The 19,547-nt window shown below is 40.7% G+C and carries 18 protein-coding genes and 1 tRNA gene; 5 read left to right on the top strand and 14 right to left on the bottom strand.

Features of this window, described 5'->3' with window-relative positions; genetic code table 11:
* Positions 1-80: 80 nt before the first annotated feature.
* The 3 genes from FQ083_RS12245 to FQ083_RS12235 are packed head-to-tail and all read right to left on the bottom strand — an operon-like array spanning position 81 to position 3,697.
* On the bottom strand, positions 81-2,159 hold the full coding sequence (locus FQ083_RS12245) for a TRAP transporter permease (protein ID WP_223145240.1): 2,079 nt from the start codon (positions 2,157-2,159) through the stop codon (positions 81-83).
* Positions 2,131-2,685, bottom strand: coding sequence for a DUF1850 domain-containing protein (locus FQ083_RS12240; RefSeq protein ID WP_316623854.1), 555 nt, complete (start codon positions 2,683-2,685; stop codon positions 2,131-2,133). Before FQ083_RS12240 ends, FQ083_RS12245 begins: the two co-directional genes overlap by 29 nt.
* Positions 2,666-3,697: a TAXI family TRAP transporter solute-binding subunit gene (locus tag FQ083_RS12235; RefSeq protein ID WP_149410043.1), complete on the bottom strand. Its 1,032-nt coding sequence runs from the start codon at positions 3,695-3,697 to the stop codon at positions 2,666-2,668. Before FQ083_RS12235 ends, FQ083_RS12240 begins: the two co-directional genes overlap by 20 nt.
* A gap of 638 nt (positions 3,698-4,335) precedes the next feature.
* Between FQ083_RS12235 and FQ083_RS12230 the strand changes: the two genes are divergently transcribed.
* Positions 4,336-4,722 (top strand): hypothetical protein, encoded by a 387-nt coding sequence (locus FQ083_RS12230; protein ID WP_149410042.1) that lies wholly within the window; start codon positions 4,336-4,338, stop codon positions 4,720-4,722.
* A 51-nt stretch (positions 4,723-4,773) separates the two neighbouring features.
* On the top strand, positions 4,774-5,046 hold the full coding sequence (locus FQ083_RS12225; RefSeq protein WP_149410041.1) for a hypothetical protein: 273 nt from the start codon (positions 4,774-4,776) through the stop codon (positions 5,044-5,046).
* A 140-nt stretch (positions 5,047-5,186) separates the two neighbouring features.
* On the opposite strand, the gene FQ083_RS12220 is transcribed toward FQ083_RS12225, so the two are convergent.
* The 3 genes from FQ083_RS12220 to uvrB form a co-directional block, all read right to left on the bottom strand.
* Positions 5,187-5,558, bottom strand: a complete 372-nt coding sequence (locus tag FQ083_RS12220) for a hypothetical protein (RefSeq protein ID WP_149410040.1) — start codon at positions 5,556-5,558, stop codon at positions 5,187-5,189.
* Between the two features lie 221 nt (positions 5,559-5,779).
* Positions 5,780-6,832 (bottom strand): pyridoxal phosphate-dependent aminotransferase, encoded by a 1,053-nt coding sequence (locus tag FQ083_RS12215; protein ID WP_149410039.1) that lies wholly within the window; start codon positions 6,830-6,832, stop codon positions 5,780-5,782.
* Positions 6,833-7,060: 228 nt separating this feature from the next.
* The gene (gene uvrB / locus FQ083_RS12210) at positions 7,061-9,172 is read right to left on the bottom strand and encodes an excinuclease ABC subunit UvrB (RefSeq protein WP_020443038.1); all 2,112 of its coding nucleotides are present in this window, start codon (positions 9,170-9,172) and stop codon (positions 7,061-7,063) included.
* 184 nt (positions 9,173-9,356) lie between these two features.
* Between uvrB and FQ083_RS12205 the strand changes: the two genes are divergently transcribed.
* Positions 9,357-9,776: a GFA family protein gene (locus tag FQ083_RS12205; protein ID WP_149410038.1), complete on the top strand. Its 420-nt coding sequence runs from the start codon at positions 9,357-9,359 to the stop codon at positions 9,774-9,776.
* Between the two features lie 328 nt (positions 9,777-10,104).
* Positions 10,105-10,602: a DNA starvation/stationary phase protection protein Dps gene (dps, locus tag FQ083_RS12200; protein WP_133105181.1), complete on the top strand. Its 498-nt coding sequence runs from the start codon at positions 10,105-10,107 to the stop codon at positions 10,600-10,602.
* A gap of 238 nt (positions 10,603-10,840) precedes the next feature.
* On the opposite strand, the gene FQ083_RS12195 is transcribed toward dps, so the two are convergent.
* From FQ083_RS12195 to FQ083_RS12160, 8 genes are all read right to left on the bottom strand, one after another.
* Positions 10,841-11,542: a DUF2059 domain-containing protein gene (locus tag FQ083_RS12195; protein WP_149410037.1), complete on the bottom strand. Its 702-nt coding sequence runs from the start codon at positions 11,540-11,542 to the stop codon at positions 10,841-10,843.
* A 25-nt stretch (positions 11,543-11,567) separates the two neighbouring features.
* Complete coding sequence (locus FQ083_RS12190) at positions 11,568-12,665, bottom strand: cation diffusion facilitator family transporter (RefSeq protein WP_149410036.1); 1,098 nt, start codon at positions 12,663-12,665, stop codon at positions 11,568-11,570.
* 167 nt (positions 12,666-12,832) lie between these two features.
* Positions 12,833-13,369 carry an acyl-CoA thioesterase gene (locus FQ083_RS12185; RefSeq protein ID WP_149410035.1) on the bottom strand — a complete coding sequence of 179 codons (537 nt, stop codon included), beginning with the start codon at positions 13,367-13,369 and terminating at the stop codon, positions 12,833-12,835.
* Between the two features lie 96 nt (positions 13,370-13,465).
* The gene (locus FQ083_RS12180) at positions 13,466-13,876 is read right to left on the bottom strand and encodes a DUF2177 family protein (protein WP_011513081.1); all 411 of its coding nucleotides are present in this window, start codon (positions 13,874-13,876) and stop codon (positions 13,466-13,468) included.
* Between the two features lie 36 nt (positions 13,877-13,912).
* Complete coding sequence (locus FQ083_RS12175; RefSeq protein ID WP_149410034.1) at positions 13,913-15,277, bottom strand: SAM-dependent methyltransferase; 1,365 nt, start codon at positions 15,275-15,277, stop codon at positions 13,913-13,915.
* A gap of 100 nt (positions 15,278-15,377) precedes the next feature.
* Complete coding sequence (locus FQ083_RS12170) at positions 15,378-16,418, bottom strand: DUF1365 domain-containing protein (protein ID WP_149410033.1); 1,041 nt, start codon at positions 16,416-16,418, stop codon at positions 15,378-15,380.
* A gap of 37 nt (positions 16,419-16,455) precedes the next feature.
* Complete coding sequence (locus FQ083_RS12165) at positions 16,456-18,168, bottom strand: NAD(P)/FAD-dependent oxidoreductase (protein WP_149410032.1); 1,713 nt, start codon at positions 18,166-18,168, stop codon at positions 16,456-16,458.
* A gap of 51 nt (positions 18,169-18,219) precedes the next feature.
* Complete coding sequence (locus tag FQ083_RS12160; protein WP_133105188.1) at positions 18,220-18,957, bottom strand: SDR family NAD(P)-dependent oxidoreductase; 738 nt, start codon at positions 18,955-18,957, stop codon at positions 18,220-18,222.
* 396 nt (positions 18,958-19,353) lie between these two features.
* On the opposite strand from FQ083_RS12160, the gene FQ083_RS12155 reads away from it, so the two are divergent.
* A tRNA-Asn gene (locus FQ083_RS12155) sits at positions 19,354-19,429 on the top strand.
* Positions 19,430-19,547 lie beyond the last annotated feature (118 nt).

The raw sequence follows: 19,547 nt of genomic DNA, 5'->3' as shown, positions 1-19,547 counted from the left end.
TCGAATAGCAGATATCTGCTATTCGACCTTTTCTATGCTTCTAACTTTTCTGTCTCACTTAAAATAGCAGCGCTTCAATGTTAAACACTTAAAGCGGTTGGCGCCTTACTACCTTTTATATTGAATGCCGCAATACCTAGTACTATTACGCCACCTATTGCACCTGTGATCAGCCCAGGATAAATCAGTAGCAATGCGCCTAATGCTAATATTAAGCGCGTAGCGAGATTTATATCACTTTTAAAATAACCCTCTAACGCGGCACTAAGTCCAATCACACCAATGACCGATGTCACAACAGCAATAATAATATCGATGACCGGCGGCAATGGAAATTCTTTCGCCGTAACCGCAAGATCTGTTGGGTCAATCATCAACATTGCAGGATTATAAATAAACATAAAGGGGACGATAAAACCTGCTAACGCTAACTTTAATGACAAATACCCTGTTTTCATCGGATCACCGCCAGAGATACCAGCACCAGCAAAAGCTGCCAGACAGACGGGCGGGGTAATATTTGCAAACACACCAAAATAGAAAACAAACATGTGCGCTGATAAAATAGGAATATCAAATCCTGCTAAAGCAGGCGCTGCCATGGTTGCGGTAATGATATAAGCAGGGATAGAAGGCAATCCCATACCCAAGACCATAGACGCTAGCATGGTCAAAATCAATGTGAGCAATAACGACCCTGCACCCAAGGTGACAATTGAAGAGGTCATTACTGTACCAAAGCTGGTCAAACTAACGACCCCAATGATGATACCTACAACCGCACAAGCTGCCATCACTGCTAATGACTGGCGTGCACCATCTTCTAGAGCGCCTAAAATATCCTTGAAGCCCATGCGGGTTTCTTTGCGTAGCATACTGATGACAACAGTAAAGCCAATGGTATAAGCCGCGGCATAACCTACAGGAACATTTTGTATTAATAAATAAATCAAGAATACAATCGGCAACAACATATGACCGCGTGCTTTTAATACCTCTTTTACCTGCGGCAAACTCTCTTTTGCCATGCCTTTTAAGTCTCGGCGACCGGCACGAAAATGTACCTGTGCGATAACGCCTAGATAATAGAGAATAGCAGGTAATAACGCTGCCAAAGCAATAGTGCTATACGGTAGACCTGTCGTCTCTGCCATAATAAAAGCACTGGCACCCATAATAGGTGGCAATATTTGACCACCGACCGACGCACTTGCCTCTACGGCTCCTGCAAAGTCTTTATGATAACCAACCTTTTTCATCAATGGGATGGTAAACGCGCCCGTACTGACCACGTTCGATAAGGCTGAACCATTGATACTACCCATAAAGCCGCTTGATATGACAGCGACTTTAGCAGGTCCACCTTTTTTATCGCCTGCCAGCGCCAATGCCAAATCATTAAACAGCTGACCCATTCCAGAACGCGCTAAAAATGCCCCAAATAGAATGAATAAGAAGATAAAAGTGACTGAGGCACCAATTGCAACCGAATATAAGCCTTCAGTCTTTAAGAATAATTGACCAAAAATATCGCCCAAATCATAAGGTCTGGTCAGCAGCCTATCCGGCATAAAGTCCAAATGACTGATAAAGGGATATAGCAAAAATATAGAGGCTAATATGGGCAAGATCCAGCCAGTAATACGCCGACTGCCTTCAAGGACGCAGATAACCGTAATAATAGAAAAGATCACATCGACCGAATTTGCCATACCGCCGCGACTGGTGACAATATCTTGATACTCATAAATGAGATACGTCATCCCAGATAAGGAAAAGATAAACCAAATCCAGTCATACCATGCCACTTTCTTACGGCTGCTTTTTTTACTGGCAGGGAAAATCAAAAAAATCAAAGCGAAGCCAACGCCCACATGCACAGAGCGCTGTAGTAACGATGGCATTGGATTAAAAGTAATGTATAAATGAAAAATGGAGTAGAAAATACAGATCGCAGCGATAATATACTTCACTGGACCTTGGGTGATATGACGCGTAATAGATTCTCGATCGTATTTTTCTAATATTGCCTGTGTGACACTAGGATCAACGTCATCGTAATTATCAGTATCTTCAGGCGCATTTGGCTGATTTGCCAACTTAGCATCATCACTGACATGAGGCTTATCGCTACTGTGATCCATCACTTGGGAGTTCATGACAAAAATCCTTATTGAATCTATCGATTGGACTATATGCTTTGGGCATGATAGTTACTTCTGAATAATCTGGTACCAGTTGATGAATAAGAATGCGCTGACCGGCATAATTAATCTCACCTTTTGTCAGTCTTGATACAACCCAGTTGAGATGGGGAAACCTTTGGTTGATTTGATACCCGACATAGCCCTCTTTTTGTATAGGAGCGACATTTTCAGTAGACGGCGTACCAGCACCAAACGCTTGAAAGTAGGTAGTGGTTAATAGTAAGCCCTCTTCTTCACGAAGATAATGCTCCTCCCACCATTGCTTTTCTACCGAGTGAATCCAGCGCAATTGAAAATTGGGCTCAACAAAATAGCAGACTAGGCTGGCACTATTGTTATTGTTACCAGCAACGCCCGCTACTCGTATTTCAATGACTGTTTGGCGGCTAAAAATCGCCCATAGTATAAATAAAACCAGCGCAGCAATAGATGCTACGCCAGCAAACCACCATACTTGCTTATTTAGCTGCTTTCTCATCATAGTATTTTTTGGCACCAGGATGAATAGGAGCAACCATACCGACTTGGGCAGTCTCTAAACTGATATCATTCGCCGCTTGGTGAGCATTTTTTAGACCATCTAAGTTTTCAAACAATGCTTTGGTCAGCTTATAACCATCTTCTTCAGAGATATCAGAACGTACCAATAAAGCATTCATGACGGCTGTGGTTGGGATAGCAGCAGCATTACCATAGGTACCAGCAGGAATCTCAAAAGTCTTAAAGTAAGGCTTGGTCTCAATAATTTTTTTCAGCTTATCTTGATTGATGGTCACCAACTGCAACTTGATACCTTGCTCTAGCTCTAATAATGAAGAGTTTGGTAAGCCACTACTAAAAAACGCCGCTTCAATTTTTCCAGCTTTCATCGCATCTGCAGCATCTGCAAAACCTAGATAATCGACCTTGACATCATCATAGGTAATACCAAAACCTTCTAACAGGGTGCGAGCATTAACCTCTGTACCCGAGCCTTGATCGCCAACCGCAATACGTTTGCCTTTTAAATCTTCAATGTTTTTGATGCCAGATTTCTCTGAAGCAACTAGCTGAATGACGTTGGGATACAGAACAGCAATTTGCTGAATATTGGCGATAGGTGCCTTAAAGTCATTTTTACCTTCGACTGCATCAGTAACGACATCACTGAGCGCCAGCACCATATCTACTTTACCTTGCGTCAACAGATTGACGTTTTCTACTGAAGCACCTGTCGTTTGGGTCTTAGCATTAACGCCAAAAGTCTTTGCATAAATCTCTGCTAAAGACGTCCCAATAATATTGTAAGGACCGGAGGCGCCCCCTGTAGCAATGGTGACAAATTTGGTTTCAAGCTTGTCATTTGATGTGGCAGCGGTATCTGTGGTGGTTTCAGCAGTAGCACTGTCAGTAGCTGCGCTATCAGTAGCCGCTTTGTCTGAACAGGCAACCATTGTCATACTGGCTGCAATCATTGCCGCAAGTAAAGGCAGTTTATAAATGGACTTCATTATTTTCTTCCTTGATAAAATAAAGCAAATGGACTTATAAAAGTATGACTCAGATATAATGGTACTATCCATATCCGTCACACTAGCAACGTGCTACTTTGAATGGCTTTTTACTCACTCTGTTATCATAAGAGCGCCATAAAAAAACAGTCTATCTAATTAAAACATGAGAGACTTTATATTGCTATATTGTTTTTCTCACTAACCCTTATCCTGACTATAAATCGAGATTTATTGAAAGTTAAGCGCTATTATTCACTAAATACCGCTTTCTTGTTTCGCTAAGCGATACTAAGTTTCATATTGTAAGTTATTTAAACAAACTTTAACCGCCTTGTAAACCTTTAAGTCCATAAAGATGAACTACTCCTAGAATATTTATCATCATTTTTTCTACGACATAACTTGGTATAAAAAACAATTGTTAATAGATATTCTGATAGCACGTTTATATTTCCTTTGTCATCAATATTGAGTTCTAGTAAGATGACTTTTTATTTGTGCTGATGTATATCATGCCAATATCACAAGGTATAGATAGTAAAAAGCAGATTATAGGTTTTGGTACATCTGCTCAGCACGATATAAAACTTTAAGAATACCCCCTCATAATACTGATCAATCTGAAAGGAAATTTGATGAAAAAATTATTCGCATCAACAGCATTACTAGCAACATTGGCACTAGCGGGATGTGCCTCAACGGGCGGCAATACCAATGCAGGAACAGCAATGGGTACTGCAAACGAGATCGGTATGAGCGTTTTTAAAGCAGCTATCGACAATCAATGTCGCAGTCAGATCGAACAGCAAAACGCGTGGCGTATTGCCAGTGTCGCTATGACTGAAGCGCAAGAAGAAGCGGTAAAAGGCAGAGTTTGTGGTTGCGTTAGTGAGCAAGCACCGCAACAAGTCAGCATCGTCGAATTGGGTAATGCAGCCATAGACCCACAATATCGTGTGCAATTAGTGGCTAGAGTCGTGGCAAAATCATTGCAGAGCTGTTATTCCACTATCGTTAAATAAATAGTTTATTAATAATATCAGTCATTATAAATAATTAGGCTGGGTTGGCGATTGCTTAACCCAGCCTATTCGTATAGATTATCAACAATAGATCGCGATCCATCATCAACCGCAGAACGCCCTGTTGATATCAATGAACACGCTTTTCAGTGTGAATGGTATTTTACCAATACTTTAAAAATACGTGACGACAGTACTCGTTTTGCCAAAGGCTTGGTCACACAAACCAAGACCAATCATTTAGTTGAAGGCGCACAATCTATTCCTATTACTAAATCATCTGAGTTAGCTGCCAAAGATAAATCAGTTGGTATGAAAAACTAAGCATCAGTAATAACTGTTTCAAGCTGACACCAAAATACAAGGTAAGAAAAAGGGCGCGTCATTTAAATATAACGCACCCTTTTTCTTACCAATTGCCTTTACTTCTTCTAAACCTACAATAGTTCAAATCACCTTATAGCTTACTTGTTGTAATGTGGCTGAGACATTAGAGACGCTGTAGGATGCAATGTCTTGTTCTGGCGAAAGTATTTTGACCGACGCTCAAGTATCTTACTCACCTCTTTAGTCAAATCATGAATAATATCATCATAAACCCCATGATATAGCTCGGTCTCAAACGCAGTAAATGGATGCTTACGTGATGCGGAACTTACTTCTGTCACGCCATCCTTGGTATAAAAAACATCCACTCGACCATCACTATTGAGTACACAATTTAATAATCCACCTTCTAGCGCCGTCTCTACACGCTCAGGCATAAAAATATAATCGTCTAAATTGATGAGCTTTTTTTCTACTTCTCGTTTAAAAAATGATTTGATATCAAACATGAATATATCTTTAACCTTATAATTATAATTGACGTTAGCACACTTAACTTTAGCTATCGCTCAGCGTTTATCCAGCGACTTAAATTTATCTAGCAACTTGAAAGCTAGCAATCTAAAAGAGTGTGCTTAACTGACCAATCTTATAAGATAAAGTGATGTTTTTTAAGGTGGGATATGTAAAACTGCGTTTGAGGTTGGTTAAGACATATGATTTATCTCACTCATACCCAGTCCTTTTCACGAAATAACTTTAATACTTTGATAAATGCTGCCATCTCATCGGGCGTACCAAGTGTCAAGCGGTTGAAGCCTATAACAGGTGGGAACTCGCGACCAACCTTGATGCCATGGTCTCGCATTCTGTCGATATATGTTTTTAAATCACCTTTTATTTCATGAAAAATAAAGTTGGTCTGTGAAGGTAAATAACGCAGTCCCAGATCGTCTAAGACTGTTTCAATCATCTGACGCGACTGATTGGTATTGCGCAAACTTAGCGCTAAAAACTCTGCATCATTTAACGTCGCAATAGCAGCAACCGCACCTGACAAGTTGGTATTATCCATAGACATAAATGCTTCGACAGTCTCAATAGCTTGCGGGTTAGAAATCGCGTAGCCCACTCGCATACCAGCTAAAGCACATAACTTTGAGAAAGTATGGATAACAATAAGCTTGTCTGATAACCCTTGTTTTACCCATTCAATCCCACTCTCAAAACTTGGGTCTGACACGTATTCCAAGTACGCTTGATCTAATAAAAAGTAATGGTTGTCTGGCGCCTTACTTATCCAGGCTTTAAGCCTTGAAGTTGATGTAATGATGCCAGTTGGGTTGTTTGGATTACAAATATAAAGTAGGCTGATGCCATCAAAATCGTCAGCTGCTTTTTGTAGTTCGTCAAAATCATAATCATAGTTTTCAGCGGTTAACGGTATCTTGACCACAGGCACGCCAATGGCATTTGCATACATCTCTGCACAATCAAAAGTGGGAACAGGGATTACCATTTGAAACTGCCTGCCCTCTTTTAGAGCTTTATATTGCAGCATTTGTAAGGTAGCTCGAATATTTTCAGTTGAGCCATTGCCTAATGAGATTTGGTTTTCTGCCACGCCATGGATGGTGGCAATTTTGCTAATGAGTGCCGCACGTGGATTATCTGGATAACGGAAGCCTGCACCTAAAGAGTCTGTAATGGCTTGTTTGGCAGAAGCTGACATGCCTAGTGAGTTTTCATTCGCATTTAATTCTAAGCATTTATTATTTTGCATGATGTATTATGTGCCTCAACGTCCGTTGTTATAAGTTCATATTGCTCATTGATATCATATTAGTTGGCATTTGGTATAAACACAAGTTTTGTCATTACCAATTATTGGTTATTAATAACCTCGGGCAAAAGCGAGGTTATTTTGGTTATAAGAAGACCATAAAAAAGGTGAGCTGCGCCGTTGTCAACTCACCTTTTTATTACTATTTTGAAATTATAGTTTTACTCTTTACAATAAATGCGCCTTTAACTCTAGTACCTTATCACGCGTTTTTGCTGCATCTTCAAACTTCAAGTCACGCGACATCTGCTTCATAAGCTTTTCAAGACGGTTGATTTCTTTCGCGAGCAAATCAGGACTGCGTAAGATACTGATATCGACATCAGGCAGATTGCTCTTAATTGGAATCATCTGATTATCATTGGCATCATGGTCATCACCTGTATCGATTTTATCCGTGATACTACGGCGTGCGCCTGTTGGTGTGATGTTATGCTCAAGGTTAAATGCCACTTGCTTTTCGCGGCGACGATCGGTCTCATCAATCGCTTTTTGCATACTGTTGGTAATACGGTCAGCATAGAGAATGGCTTTACCATTAATATGACGCGCCGCCCGACCAATGGTCTGAATCAGAGCACGTTCAGAGCGCAAAAAGCCCTCTTTGTCCGCATCAAATATCGCGACCAATGACACCTCTGGCATATCTAACCCTTCACGCAATAGATTAATGCCGACCAGCACATCATGCACGCCCGTACGCAGCTCATGGATAATCTGCATACGCTCAAGGGTATCGATATCCGAGTGTAGGTAAGCAACTTTGACATCATATTCTTTGAGATAGCTGGTCAAATCCTCTGACATACGCTTGGTCAAGGTTGTGATTAACACGCGCTCGTCTTTTTCTCGGCGCTTGGTAATCTCAGACAGCACATCATCGACTTGCGTCAATACAGGACGAATCTCAATCTCAGGGTCAATCAAACCCGTTGGACGTACGACTTGCTCGACCACTTGCTCACTATGTTCCAGTTCATACAATGCAGGCGTGGCGCTAACATAAATGGTCTTTGGTTTAATACGCTCCCATTCTTCAAACTTCATCGGACGGTTATTCATGGCACTTGGTAGACGAAAGCCATAATTGACGAGGTTCTCTTTACGTGATCTATCACCTTTATACATTGCACCAATCTGCGACACTGTCACGTGCGACTCATCAAGAAATAATAACGCATCCTCTGGAATGTAATCAAACAAAGTCGGTGGTGCTTCCCCTGATGGACGACCAGAGAGATGCTGCGAGTAGTTTTCGATACCGTTACAGTAGCCGAGCTGTTGAATCATCTCAAGATCATACTGAGTACGCTCTTTAAGACGCTGTGCCTCAATCAGCTTGTTATTTTCACGGAAATACTCTAGCCGAGGCTCAAGCTCAGCGCGGATGGTATGACTAGCAGCCTCCAATTTATTGCGCGGCGTCACATAATGTGATTTTGGATAAATAGTAATACGCGGCACTGTACGCACGGTCTTCCCTGTTAAAGGATCAAACCACGTGATTTTTTCCACTTCATTATCAAACAAGTGCACACGCACCGCTAGCTGCTCAGACTCAGCAGGATAAATATCTAATAGCTCACCGCGAAGACGATAAGTACCACGCCCAAAGTCCAGTTCGTTACGCGTATATTGCATTTCAACAAGACGTTTAATGGTAGCAGTGCGATCGATTTTGTCACCAACGACTACGTGTAGCAGCATTTTTAGATAACTTTCTGGATCACCTAGACCATAGATACAGGATACTGAGGCGACGATAATTGCATCACGACGCTCAAGTAGTGCACGCGTCGCTGATAGGCGCATTTGATCAATATGATCATTAATGGCGCTGTCTTTTTCGATAAAGGTATCGCTCGCTGCGACATAGGCTTCCGGCTGATAGTAGTCGTAATAACTAACGAAGTATTCAACCGCGTTATTGGGGAAAAACGACTTAAACTCACCATATAACTGGGCGGCAAGCGTCTTATTATGCGCCATGATAATAGTTGGACGTTGCGTCTCAGAGATGACCTTTGCCATGGTATAGGTCTTACCAGAACCCGTCACACCCAGTAATAGCTGCTCATCCATGCCAGCATTAATACCATTAACCAGTTTCTTTATCGCTTGCGGCTGATCGCCTGCTGGCTCAAACTCGGTGACCATCTCAAAGGCGCGACTTGATATTTGCGTACCAGACGCGTTGACACCACTAATTTCAGCTTCGCCTTGCAGCTGAGTGGCCAATTGGTTTAGCTGACGCGACGAGCGCGGTTCAGGCATTCGCATAATGGTTATTTTCCTGATATTTATAAAAAGTTATAAGAGGTTAGGTTTATAACAATATGGGGTTAAACCTTTATTTTTAAAGGTCATTTATTGCGCAAAACGCCCACAAATGGATGCACAAACACTCAATAAAAAGCATAGAAACTCAGGTATAGTTCAGTGACCATTAATCAAGGAACGAGTTATGAAAGGTCACTGTCTGTGCGGTAACGTCACCATAGAATTAGAAGATATCAATACCTTTGAAGCGTGCCATTGCACGATGTGTCGTCGTTGGGGCAGCGGACCATTAATGGCGATACATAGCCACTCAAAACCTGATATTAAAGGTGAGGAGTCAATGACTATTTACCCCTCTTCAGCATGGGCGGAGCGTGCGTTTTGCCATAAATGCGGCACCAATCTCTATTATCATCAGCTTAGCTCTGAAACTTATGTCCTGTCACTAGGACTATTTCAAGAGAATCCAAACCTTACTTTTGAGAGCCAGATTTTCATTGATAGAAAACCCGATTATTATGAATTTGCTAATGACACAGTCAACTTAACTCAGCAACAGCTGTTTGATAAATTCGCAGAGAAAGGCATTAGACCAAAGGACTAAATATTTATAAGGCTTAAAATGCGTATGACTATTCTTAACTTAACGTCAATTAAATCAAATTTTAATACGATTGAATATGCTGGCGTGTGCACGGATTGTTATCAAAGCGTCTATTTTAGCGGTTAAATTTACAAAGGTTTTCATGATTAACAAACTCATTACACGACCCTTGTATAAAGCCTAAATGTTGGGGTTCCATCTATTATTTAAGCTGTTATTATCGATAATGAATTTATAAGCAGTCAGCAACACCTTAATAAATAAAAATTTAAAGAGCTGTTGATAATTAGAAACTTAGATTTATTAAAATAGAATAATGGAGCAGAATATGAGAGAACGTTACGCAAGTGGAATAGATGACGCAACTGCAAAAAAAATGATCGATCTGTTGAATGCGAATTTAGCAAATCTGATTGATTTGAGTATGGATAGCAAGCAATGTCATTGGAATCTTCAAGGTACTGGTTTCATTGGTGTACATCAGTTATTGGATGACACTTATGGGCGCTTAACAGAAGCTTATGATACAGTCGCTGAGCGCATTGTTATCCTTGGTGGTAAAGCCAATGGTATCTCTAAACGTGTCGTTGAGGACTCTATCTTAGAGACTTACCCGACTGATATCACTGACGTTGACCAGCATGTTCGTGAGTTGACCAATCGCTATAAGACCATTGCTGCATCTTTGCGTGAAGGGATTGATGCCGCTGGCGATGCTGGTGATGAAGATACCGCTGACTTATTGACTGAAGTGAGTCGTACTGTTGATAAAGATGCTTGGTTTATCGGTGCAAACGCCCCGAAAAAAGATACGTCTAAAAAATAAGCACGTCTCAATATAAGATTAACTTATTTGCTAAATAGAAAAAGGTCACCTCAATGGTGACCTTTTTTATGTTTGACGATTTTGACTAGAATCATTAAACATCAATACCGATGAATCGTATATTACTGGTATTAATTTTTCTTGCTTGCTGTGCCTACGCAGACAGAGGCTGCAAAAAATTTATACCAGCACTACCATAGATATTGTAGGGACTTTAACTATATTTCTAACACACACTTTAAAAAACACCTTTCACAATTTGCTTCATCTGCGGTAACAGCTCACTTAATTGGTTTTCAGTCTCTGAGGTATCTTGCGGTAAAGATTGCTTTAAAAAAGCGGCAGTAATTTGTGGCTGTTTTGCTAAGATATTTTGACCGACAGCAGTGTCGTAAAATTTGATTTGGGCATCCACTTCCGCTTGCGTATAGTAAGTTTTTGCTGCACTGATATAAGCTTGCGTTAAGGTTTGAATATCTGCCGTATTACCTATCCCATTGGTCATAATTTTGGCATATTGCCCTAACACGCTTTGGATCTGATTTTGTAGCTCACGTTGACGTTTATTCAACGGTTCATCAGTCACCTGTTGATTCTGAGTTTGCGTATTGATTGCATTGATAGCCGCTTGCTTGCCATCGACGATAGATTGGATTTGCTCATCAATATGCATGACTTGCATCAGTTTAATAATAGAGATATCGGTAGGTAACGGGCGGTTGACACTCTGTGGATCATCGATCTTACGGACGTTATAGGGTGCTGATGTGACCGTTTTTGATTGTTGAATTCGATTGGCATCACTGTGTACGATTAATTCTGCATTGGCTTGTACAGCAGTAGCTGACATTAAAGTCACTACTACTAATGCCAGCAACGGTGATACTATCTGTGTATGGCGATTAGGATGTTTTGTTAACGGTTTTAAAGGACTTTTCATATTATGTTCTCATTCTTATTATAGATTATGAATGTTCATTATCAGGTAAGCGTAAGATTTCAGCGTTAGGGACAGATAAAGTTAAGATAGCTTCTTGAAACAATGACTGACTGCGAAACTGATTTTCTATACTTTCAAATTTGTGCGCAATCTCATGTTCATGTTGATTTCCAGCAATATCGACCGCCGCGACCATAAATATTTTTTTGGGACCTACCCACTCCAAATGCAAGTAAGAAACACTATCAATATCTGGATGCTTGATAAGCTCTGATAAAATATAATCGTGCATTTTTTCTGAGACTCTATAGCCAACCAAAAAATCACGATTACGACTGATTAAAAAGACTGCCACTACGGCCAGCAATATACCGACAATGATAGACCCAAGCGCATCCCAAAATGGTTCGCCAGTATAGGCATGCATTGCCATAGCAGCTGCCGCCACAACCAAACCTACTACTGCCGCCAAATCTTCAAAGAACACACCGCGCAAGGTGGGATTAGAGGTGTCCATCACATAGCCGATGGCACTGACATTAATCGCTTCGCCATGTTTTTTACTTTGCAAATAAGCTTGTGTTAAAGAAAATCCTTCAAGCACAAAGGCGACTGCCAAGATAATAAAACCGATGGTATAGTTGGTTTCAGTTTCAGCTGCATTCCACTCAGTAATGCCAGTATAAATAGACACTACTGAACCTGCCATAAAGACGCCAAACGCGGCAATCATTGACCATACATACGACTCTTTACCGTAGCCGAGTGGATGGCTTTTGTCAGCAGGTTTGACCGACTTTTTCTCTGCAACGATCAATAAGGTGCCATTGCCCGCGTCTGCCCAAGAATGCGCTGATTCCGCTATCATGGAAGCGGAACCCGTCATAAACGCTGCTACTGTTTTAGCAATTGCAATAATAAGATTGGCACCAACTGCAATCAAAACCGTTATTAATGAGCTCGATTTTTTGTCATCATGGCTTGGCACAGATTTAGAGTGGTCAGAATTGGTGCTATCTGAAGTATTAAAAGGATTTCGAGCGCGAGAGCGACCAATGCCGTGCGTATCAGCGCGCGACATTGGCTCATCTTTTGGGTTGGATTCTGGCGGTTTTAAACTCATCTGAGTCTCAATAAATGGATGGTTTAAGGTATAAAACCAGACTAGTTATATATAAACACTAGCTGATCTATTAGTTACTTTAGATTCCATTTACTGTAGTCAAAAAATCTGTTCTTATCAGTAATTTTTTGGTGAGAGTATGTTTATTGTCTGCATTAATGAGCAGATTATACGCTTGCTACTTTATTAGTCAATTTACTGATGTCACAGCTGATACGTTGCGAGCCTTCCATACGCAGCTTTCTGCGCTCTAAGCCTGCGTCAAATCGACATTGTTGCAAGGCATCTTTAATCTCAAGCTCAGGGATTAGCGTGGGCTTACGATTTTCATCAATCGCCACCATGGTAAAGTAGCAGCTGTTGGTATGGCGAACGGTACGTGCACGTACATCTTCTGCCTCTACTCGAATGCCGACTTCCATTGAAGTCTTACCAACGTAATTGACACTAGCTGCAAACGTTACCAACTCTCCAACATGAATAGGCTCACGGAACATCACTTGATCGACTGACAGTGTCACCACATAACTACCGCTATAGCGACTGGCACAGGCATAAGCGACTTGGTCCAGCATCTTGAGCAAATCCCCACCATGAACGTTACCAATAAAATTGGCCATATCTGGCGTCATAAGCACTGACATATACAGCTCATGGTTTAATGGGACTGTTTTGGCGGTAGAGCTGGTGTTATATTGCGTCATAATGTTCCTTAACGGGGGTAGAATCTATTTAAAGTGTTATTTATACAGTAGCAATTCCGACAGCGCAAATATAGTCGATTTAACTTAACTACTAGATTAGCTTAACCAATGAAAACGATAAGCAAGCCAAGCCACGATAGCACTCACTGAACCTGTTAAAATACCACCCCAAGCAAAATCAACCAAAGCGGTGTCCAGAGTAAAACCTTTATATAACGCTAAGCTGGTAAAATCATAAGTACCGTAAGCCATCAGTCCTATCAAAGCGCCCAATAAGAAGATATGGTGAATCGGCGCATTTGATCTGATTTGTGGGTATAAAATAATAATACACAGCGCCAATAGGTAAAACAGATAAAACACCCCAGCAGCAGTCATATTTGGCTGTTCGGCAAGTAAGTGTCCGATACGCTTTTCATAAAACAGACCGGTCATGGTCTTCAGCCAAACCGCATCAATGCCCAAAAATATGACAAGAGAAGCAAGATAGATATAAATATAACCCATAGTAAGATCCTTTTATAATAGGGACTAAAATGCAGCCTATGAATGCCATGCATCAATGTTGTTTGGCTTAACGGCGGTGACTTGCACGACTCCAATCGTACGTTCCAAAAACCCCCCTTCGCAGTAGCAGAAATAAAACTCCCATAAGCGAATAAACGCTTCATCATAACCGAGTGCTTTTATCTCCTCACGTTGTGCCATAAACGCAGTACGCCAATCCCGTAGCGTGTACGCATAATCAAAGCCATAATCATGCAATTGCTTGATGACCATATCGGTCTGCTCAGTAAACTGCGTCGTCAATTCTTGATTAGATAGTAAGCAACCACCAGGGAAAATGTGCGTCTGAATAAAATCGACCGACTTTATATAGTCTTGATAGTTTTGATCATTAAAGGTAATGGCTTGTAATACCATCAAACCCGTTGGCTTCAGCAGGCTATTACATTTCGCAAAAAACGTCGGTAAATACTCATGTCCAACCGCTTCAATCATCTCAATACTGACCAATTTATCATACTGTCCTGTCAGTTCGCGATAGTCTTGCTTCAGTAAAGTAATTTTATCCGACAGTCCAGCCGCTTCGACACGGCGCTGCGCCTCTTCATATTGCGCATCCGAGATAGTGGTCGTCGTTATATGACAACCATAATGCGTTGCTGCATAAATAGCAAAACCGCCCCACCCAGTCCCAATTTCTATCACAGTATCTTCAGGTTTTAGTTGTAAACGCTCACAAATCAAAGCGAGTTTATGCTGCTGCGCCTCAGCCAATGTCGTATCTACTTTTTTATAGACTGCTGATGAGTACATCATCGTATCGTCTAAAAAACGCTGGTACATGTCATTACCTAAGTCGTAATGTGCCAAAATATTAGACTTTGAACCCGACTTATCATTACTGCGTAATTTATGATTGGCTCGCTCAAAGGTTTTACTAATAACCGCAAAACGATTTTCTAACTGATTAAGTACCGCCAAATTACGCGCTGCCAGTCGAATCAAACCCGTTAAATCATCCGTATCCCATTCGCCATTGATATAGCTGTCCGCTAGCGCAATAGAACCACCAAATAATAACTGACGATAGACGCTGCTATCATGAATGGTCAGCGTCACATCCAATGTATGACGACCGATAGCTGAGCTACTTATGTTGCTAGAAGCAGCTGTGCCAAAACAATGCGGCTTAGCATCCTGCCCAACAAACTCCTCAATGATAGTAATACTACCAAATTGAATGTGCTTCAAAGCTCGGAATATGGCTTTTCGCGCCAGATAATTCACGCTATTACTAACTGGCTGCAAAATAGCACTATCGTTAACCGTTTGATTGATGTGAGCAGTGATTTTTCCTAATGTTGATACGGGTGCCTTGCTTGCTAGTCTTGCTGACATCATTTATCCATCCTTGTATAATTATTCGATAGTAAAAGCTCTGCGTTAAATTCTTGAGTCTTTGAACCTTTAAAGTTTTGAAGTTTTGGCATAATAGTTACTGTCACTGCTCATGCTTATTATTGCCATTCTGCTGCTTGCTATCGGCTAATGTTTCATCGTAATTAATATAGGGTACTTTTTTAATAGCATAGAGTTTAAAAGCCTGCCCATAAATACGCATTAAAGACGTTATATTCATCAGTGGATTTTTGCGCAAACTTTCAGAAATCGTCGACGCTGTCATTGGTACGCCAGACATTTTAATACCTGTTTTTAATACTTCACCGCGCTTATCACTGATATTGATAGCGATACGAACGTCCAAACATTGATTAGACAGCTTTTCTTTCTCACTTTTTACTTCACTAATGACAGTATTTTTTATTGCCCTTTTAATCGTTACTTGCCACTGATACTGCTGGTCAATGGGATTAAAAGGTGAGACATGAAAATCTTTATCGTGACAAAACTCAGTGTTTGCGCCATCTAATAAAAACCCATAGTAATGGTGTTTATCCCATGGCGTATTAGATACTTCTGCCAACAAATGGCTGGGTTTTTGCTCTGTATCAAAACCTAAATAGAAATTTACTGGGCTGAAATATATCCCTGCATTACGGCAAACGACCATTCCAATAATATCCCCTGTTGGTGCACTACCCGTCCGTTCTGTAAATACCTGAATTAAACGTTGTTCTAGTGATTGAACATCTGATAAATACCCTCCTTTATCGTCAGCATCTTTGCTTTTACCTAGGCTATTTTTATCTTGTGTACTCAATCCTTGTAAGTAATCCTCAGGATAAAACTGTTGTAAGGCTTTTTTTATTCCAGAGAAGAGTAATTGTTTATTAAATGGCAATTTTTTTAGGATTTTATTGCCGCTAAATGAACTGATATCCACTTCTGGCAATGCTTGCCCTGCTGCTAATGCGGTGATATTGACACCCCAATAACGATAAGGATAGGCAAATTTATGCACACTCGGTAGCAACCTGCTGTGCCAAGTTATTCCGTGAAATATTTGGTGCGGCAAGCCCTTAGTATCATCTGCCAATGTAGGCTCTACGCTTATACTGTTAGGCTGTTCTGCTTCTACCATACTTAATAACCTTAATTGGTAATGCTGTATTTAACTGCTACGAGTGCTTATCTTTACGAGCAGCAAAAAATCCCAGTTTTTTCTTTTTAAACGCTTTAGCCGTGGGCGCCAACATTGCAATGTATTGAACCAACTCTTGATTGGTCGTGGCAGAGACTAGCTGACGTTTCTTAAGTTTGCGTAATTGTTTGTCTGCTTTTACTGGTAAATCTTTATAGCGGAACGGCGTATGTGCGCTTTCAGTATCAGGTAAATGGCTTGGGTCAACGCTATCCTTAATATCGATGTTGCATCCCAATGCCTGACAGACACGTAGCGCGCTTCTTACGCCATCCTCATGGAAGCCGTTGAACCAATAAGCACCGCAAAAATGGGTGTGTGAATCGCTACTACCAGAGATATTTGACCACTGTGCTTGCGCGGCAATCATTTCATTATTAAATACTGGATGGCTATAGTCGATACGCTTGATGACTTGGCTCTCATCCACCTCATGATTGAGAGTCACTAAGTAATTATGCTGTTTGGTCAAGCGCTGCAAAATATTCATATGATAGGTCAATACGGGCTTTGTAGCAGTTTGCAGCGATGCTTTATCTTTTTTAATAGCATTTTTATCATCGATTAAATAGTTCCAGCTTGCCCACGCCAGTGGTTTTTTGGGTAAGACTGAAGTATCGGTATGTAAAACAGCAGTGTTATCGGTAAAGGTAAAATGACTCAGTACTTCTTGCTCGGTAGGATTGGCATCTTGTAATATTTTGAGCGCTGTATCTGCATGACAGGCAAAGATGACTTCATCAAACACAAGTCCTTGCGTCTTATTATCTGTTGTATCTGTAACGTTCAACATCACCTTATTATCTTCTCGAATCACTGATTGCACGGGACTGTTCACGCGAACGCTGCCACCTGCCTTCACAAAACGTTTAATCAGTTTATTTACATACTGCTTAGAACCGCCTTTTATCGTAAACCACTGCGGACGATTGACCACATCAAGCAAACCATGATTATCAAAAAATTGAGCGAAAAATACCAAGGGGAAATCTCGTACGTCGCGTAGGCTGGTCGACCAAATCGCAGATACCATGGGCAATAGATAATTATCGGTGAATAAATCACCATACTTTTTAGTATCTAGATATTCGCCTAGCGTTTGCTTGGTAAAAACAGCAATATCCTGCCCCTGCTCACGCGCCTTATCATAATCTTGGCGCAGCTGACGCACCTGTTTATTAAACTGCAAAATATCATTAATAAATCCCCAAAACTTCGGATTCAGAAGATTCTTTCGCTGTGATAATAAGGTATTGAGCGTATGGCCGTTATATTCGAAGTTGCGTGCAGTATTTTTGACTGAGAAACTCATATCCGTTGCTTGAAACGGTACTTGCAGCTCATGAAGTAAGCGAAAGAAGTTAGGATAAGTACGCTCATTAAAGACAATAAAGCCAGTATCTATGGCACTTTTTTCAACCTTATTAGGCTTGGGTTTTTTACCATCTTGTAGCGTCACATCGATGGTATTTACGTGTCCACCGATATAATCACTGGCTTCAAATATGGTGACGTCAAATTGCGTTGCCAAGTAATGAGCACAAGTTAAACCTGATACCCCTGAGCCAATAATAGCGATACTTTTTCTGACTTGTGCATCATTCTTATCCTCTGAATGACGGCTTGTAGCCTTAACAACGGCTTCTACTTGATTAGATAGCTGCTTAGATTTACGGCGCAAAAACGGCATAAAATATTCCTAGTTATTTTCTTTATAGGTGTTCAGAAATAGTAAAACTGGCTATTTTTTATTGATTTTTGTACTGACCTGTTGCCAAACCATATCAGGTAATGTTCCTAATACTTTTAATGGCAACGTCAGTTTTTTGGGAAATTCAATAACGTCATTGCCACTTTTTATACCATCACGAATCGCTTGACTTGCCTGCTGTGTAGTCTGTAAAAACGGCATCGGAAAATCGTTTTGTTTGGTCATTGGCGTCTCTACAAAGCCGGGAACTACTAAGCTCACTGACACACCTTGCGGTGCAAGGCTAATCTGTAAAGTTTTCATTAAATAGTGAATAGCTGCTTTTGAGCTGCCATAAGCCTCTGCACGAGCAAAAGGCACGTAAGCCGACGCCGAGCCAATACCAACTAAGCGTCCTTTTGAAGCAATCAGCTTTGGCAGTACTGCTTCAATGGCATGCGATAACGTACCCATATTCACCGACAGCACTTTCATAAACGCCGCACTATCAAAGTTTGGCATATCTAGATACTCACACATGCCAGCGCCGCAAATCGCCAAATCAATCTCATTAATTTTATCAAAAGCAGCAATCACCTTATCTCGATCCATTAGATCTAAATCGATAGTTTCTGCTCCTAATGATTTGAGCTCAGACAAGGCTTCCTCATCGCGACCGACGGCATAGACATGCTGTCCCTCTCGCAGATAGTCTTTTGCCAGCTGATAACCAATCCCAGAGGTCGCACCCGTAATCACAATATGTTGTTTCTTAGCAGTGTCTGTCATCGCAAATATCCTTTTCGTCGTTTGCTATCTTACTCTTGGTTTAGCTTTGATAAATCTTTATCTTATAAGCCTTTAGCAGCTTTATAGCTATAAACAATGTAATTTCATTAGCATTATTTTATTAACCAATGCAGTCTTTTATTTATCAAATCTAAATAATTATAGTATAAGCAAGTTGCTTTATTTGTTGTTACTTCGCAAACAGAGTGATATCGAAGATATGACGCAAATTGGCTCGACAACAACCTTTGCGCTAGCGTTAATATCTTTAATGTATAAAAACATGCAAAAAAAGCTTGACGTATTTTTTATCTTTGCTAGAATACGCCCCACTTAGCAAGAACTCGTTAGAGACTTTCTAAGCTCGCAGTAAGTCATTAAACACTTACCGCTTATTCTCCAATAGCTCAGTTGGTAGAGCAACGGACTGTTAATCCGTGTGTCCCTGGTTCGAGCCCAGGTTGGAGAGCCATATTTTAGTAGTAAATTTTTTGAGTCATATTTGATTCGATTATGGCATTTGCCAAGACCCTCATCACTTTGATGGGGGTTTTTTTATGGTCGATATTTTTGTAGCTATTGTTTAAATG

Origin of the sequence: Psychrobacter sp. ANT_H59, assembly GCF_008369225.1 — a bacterium.
GTDB classification, from domain to species: Bacteria; Pseudomonadota; Gammaproteobacteria; order Pseudomonadales; family Moraxellaceae; genus Psychrobacter; species Psychrobacter cryohalolentis.
The sequence above is the reverse complement of the archived record's forward strand: the minus strand, read 5'-3'. Positions and strand labels throughout refer to the sequence as shown.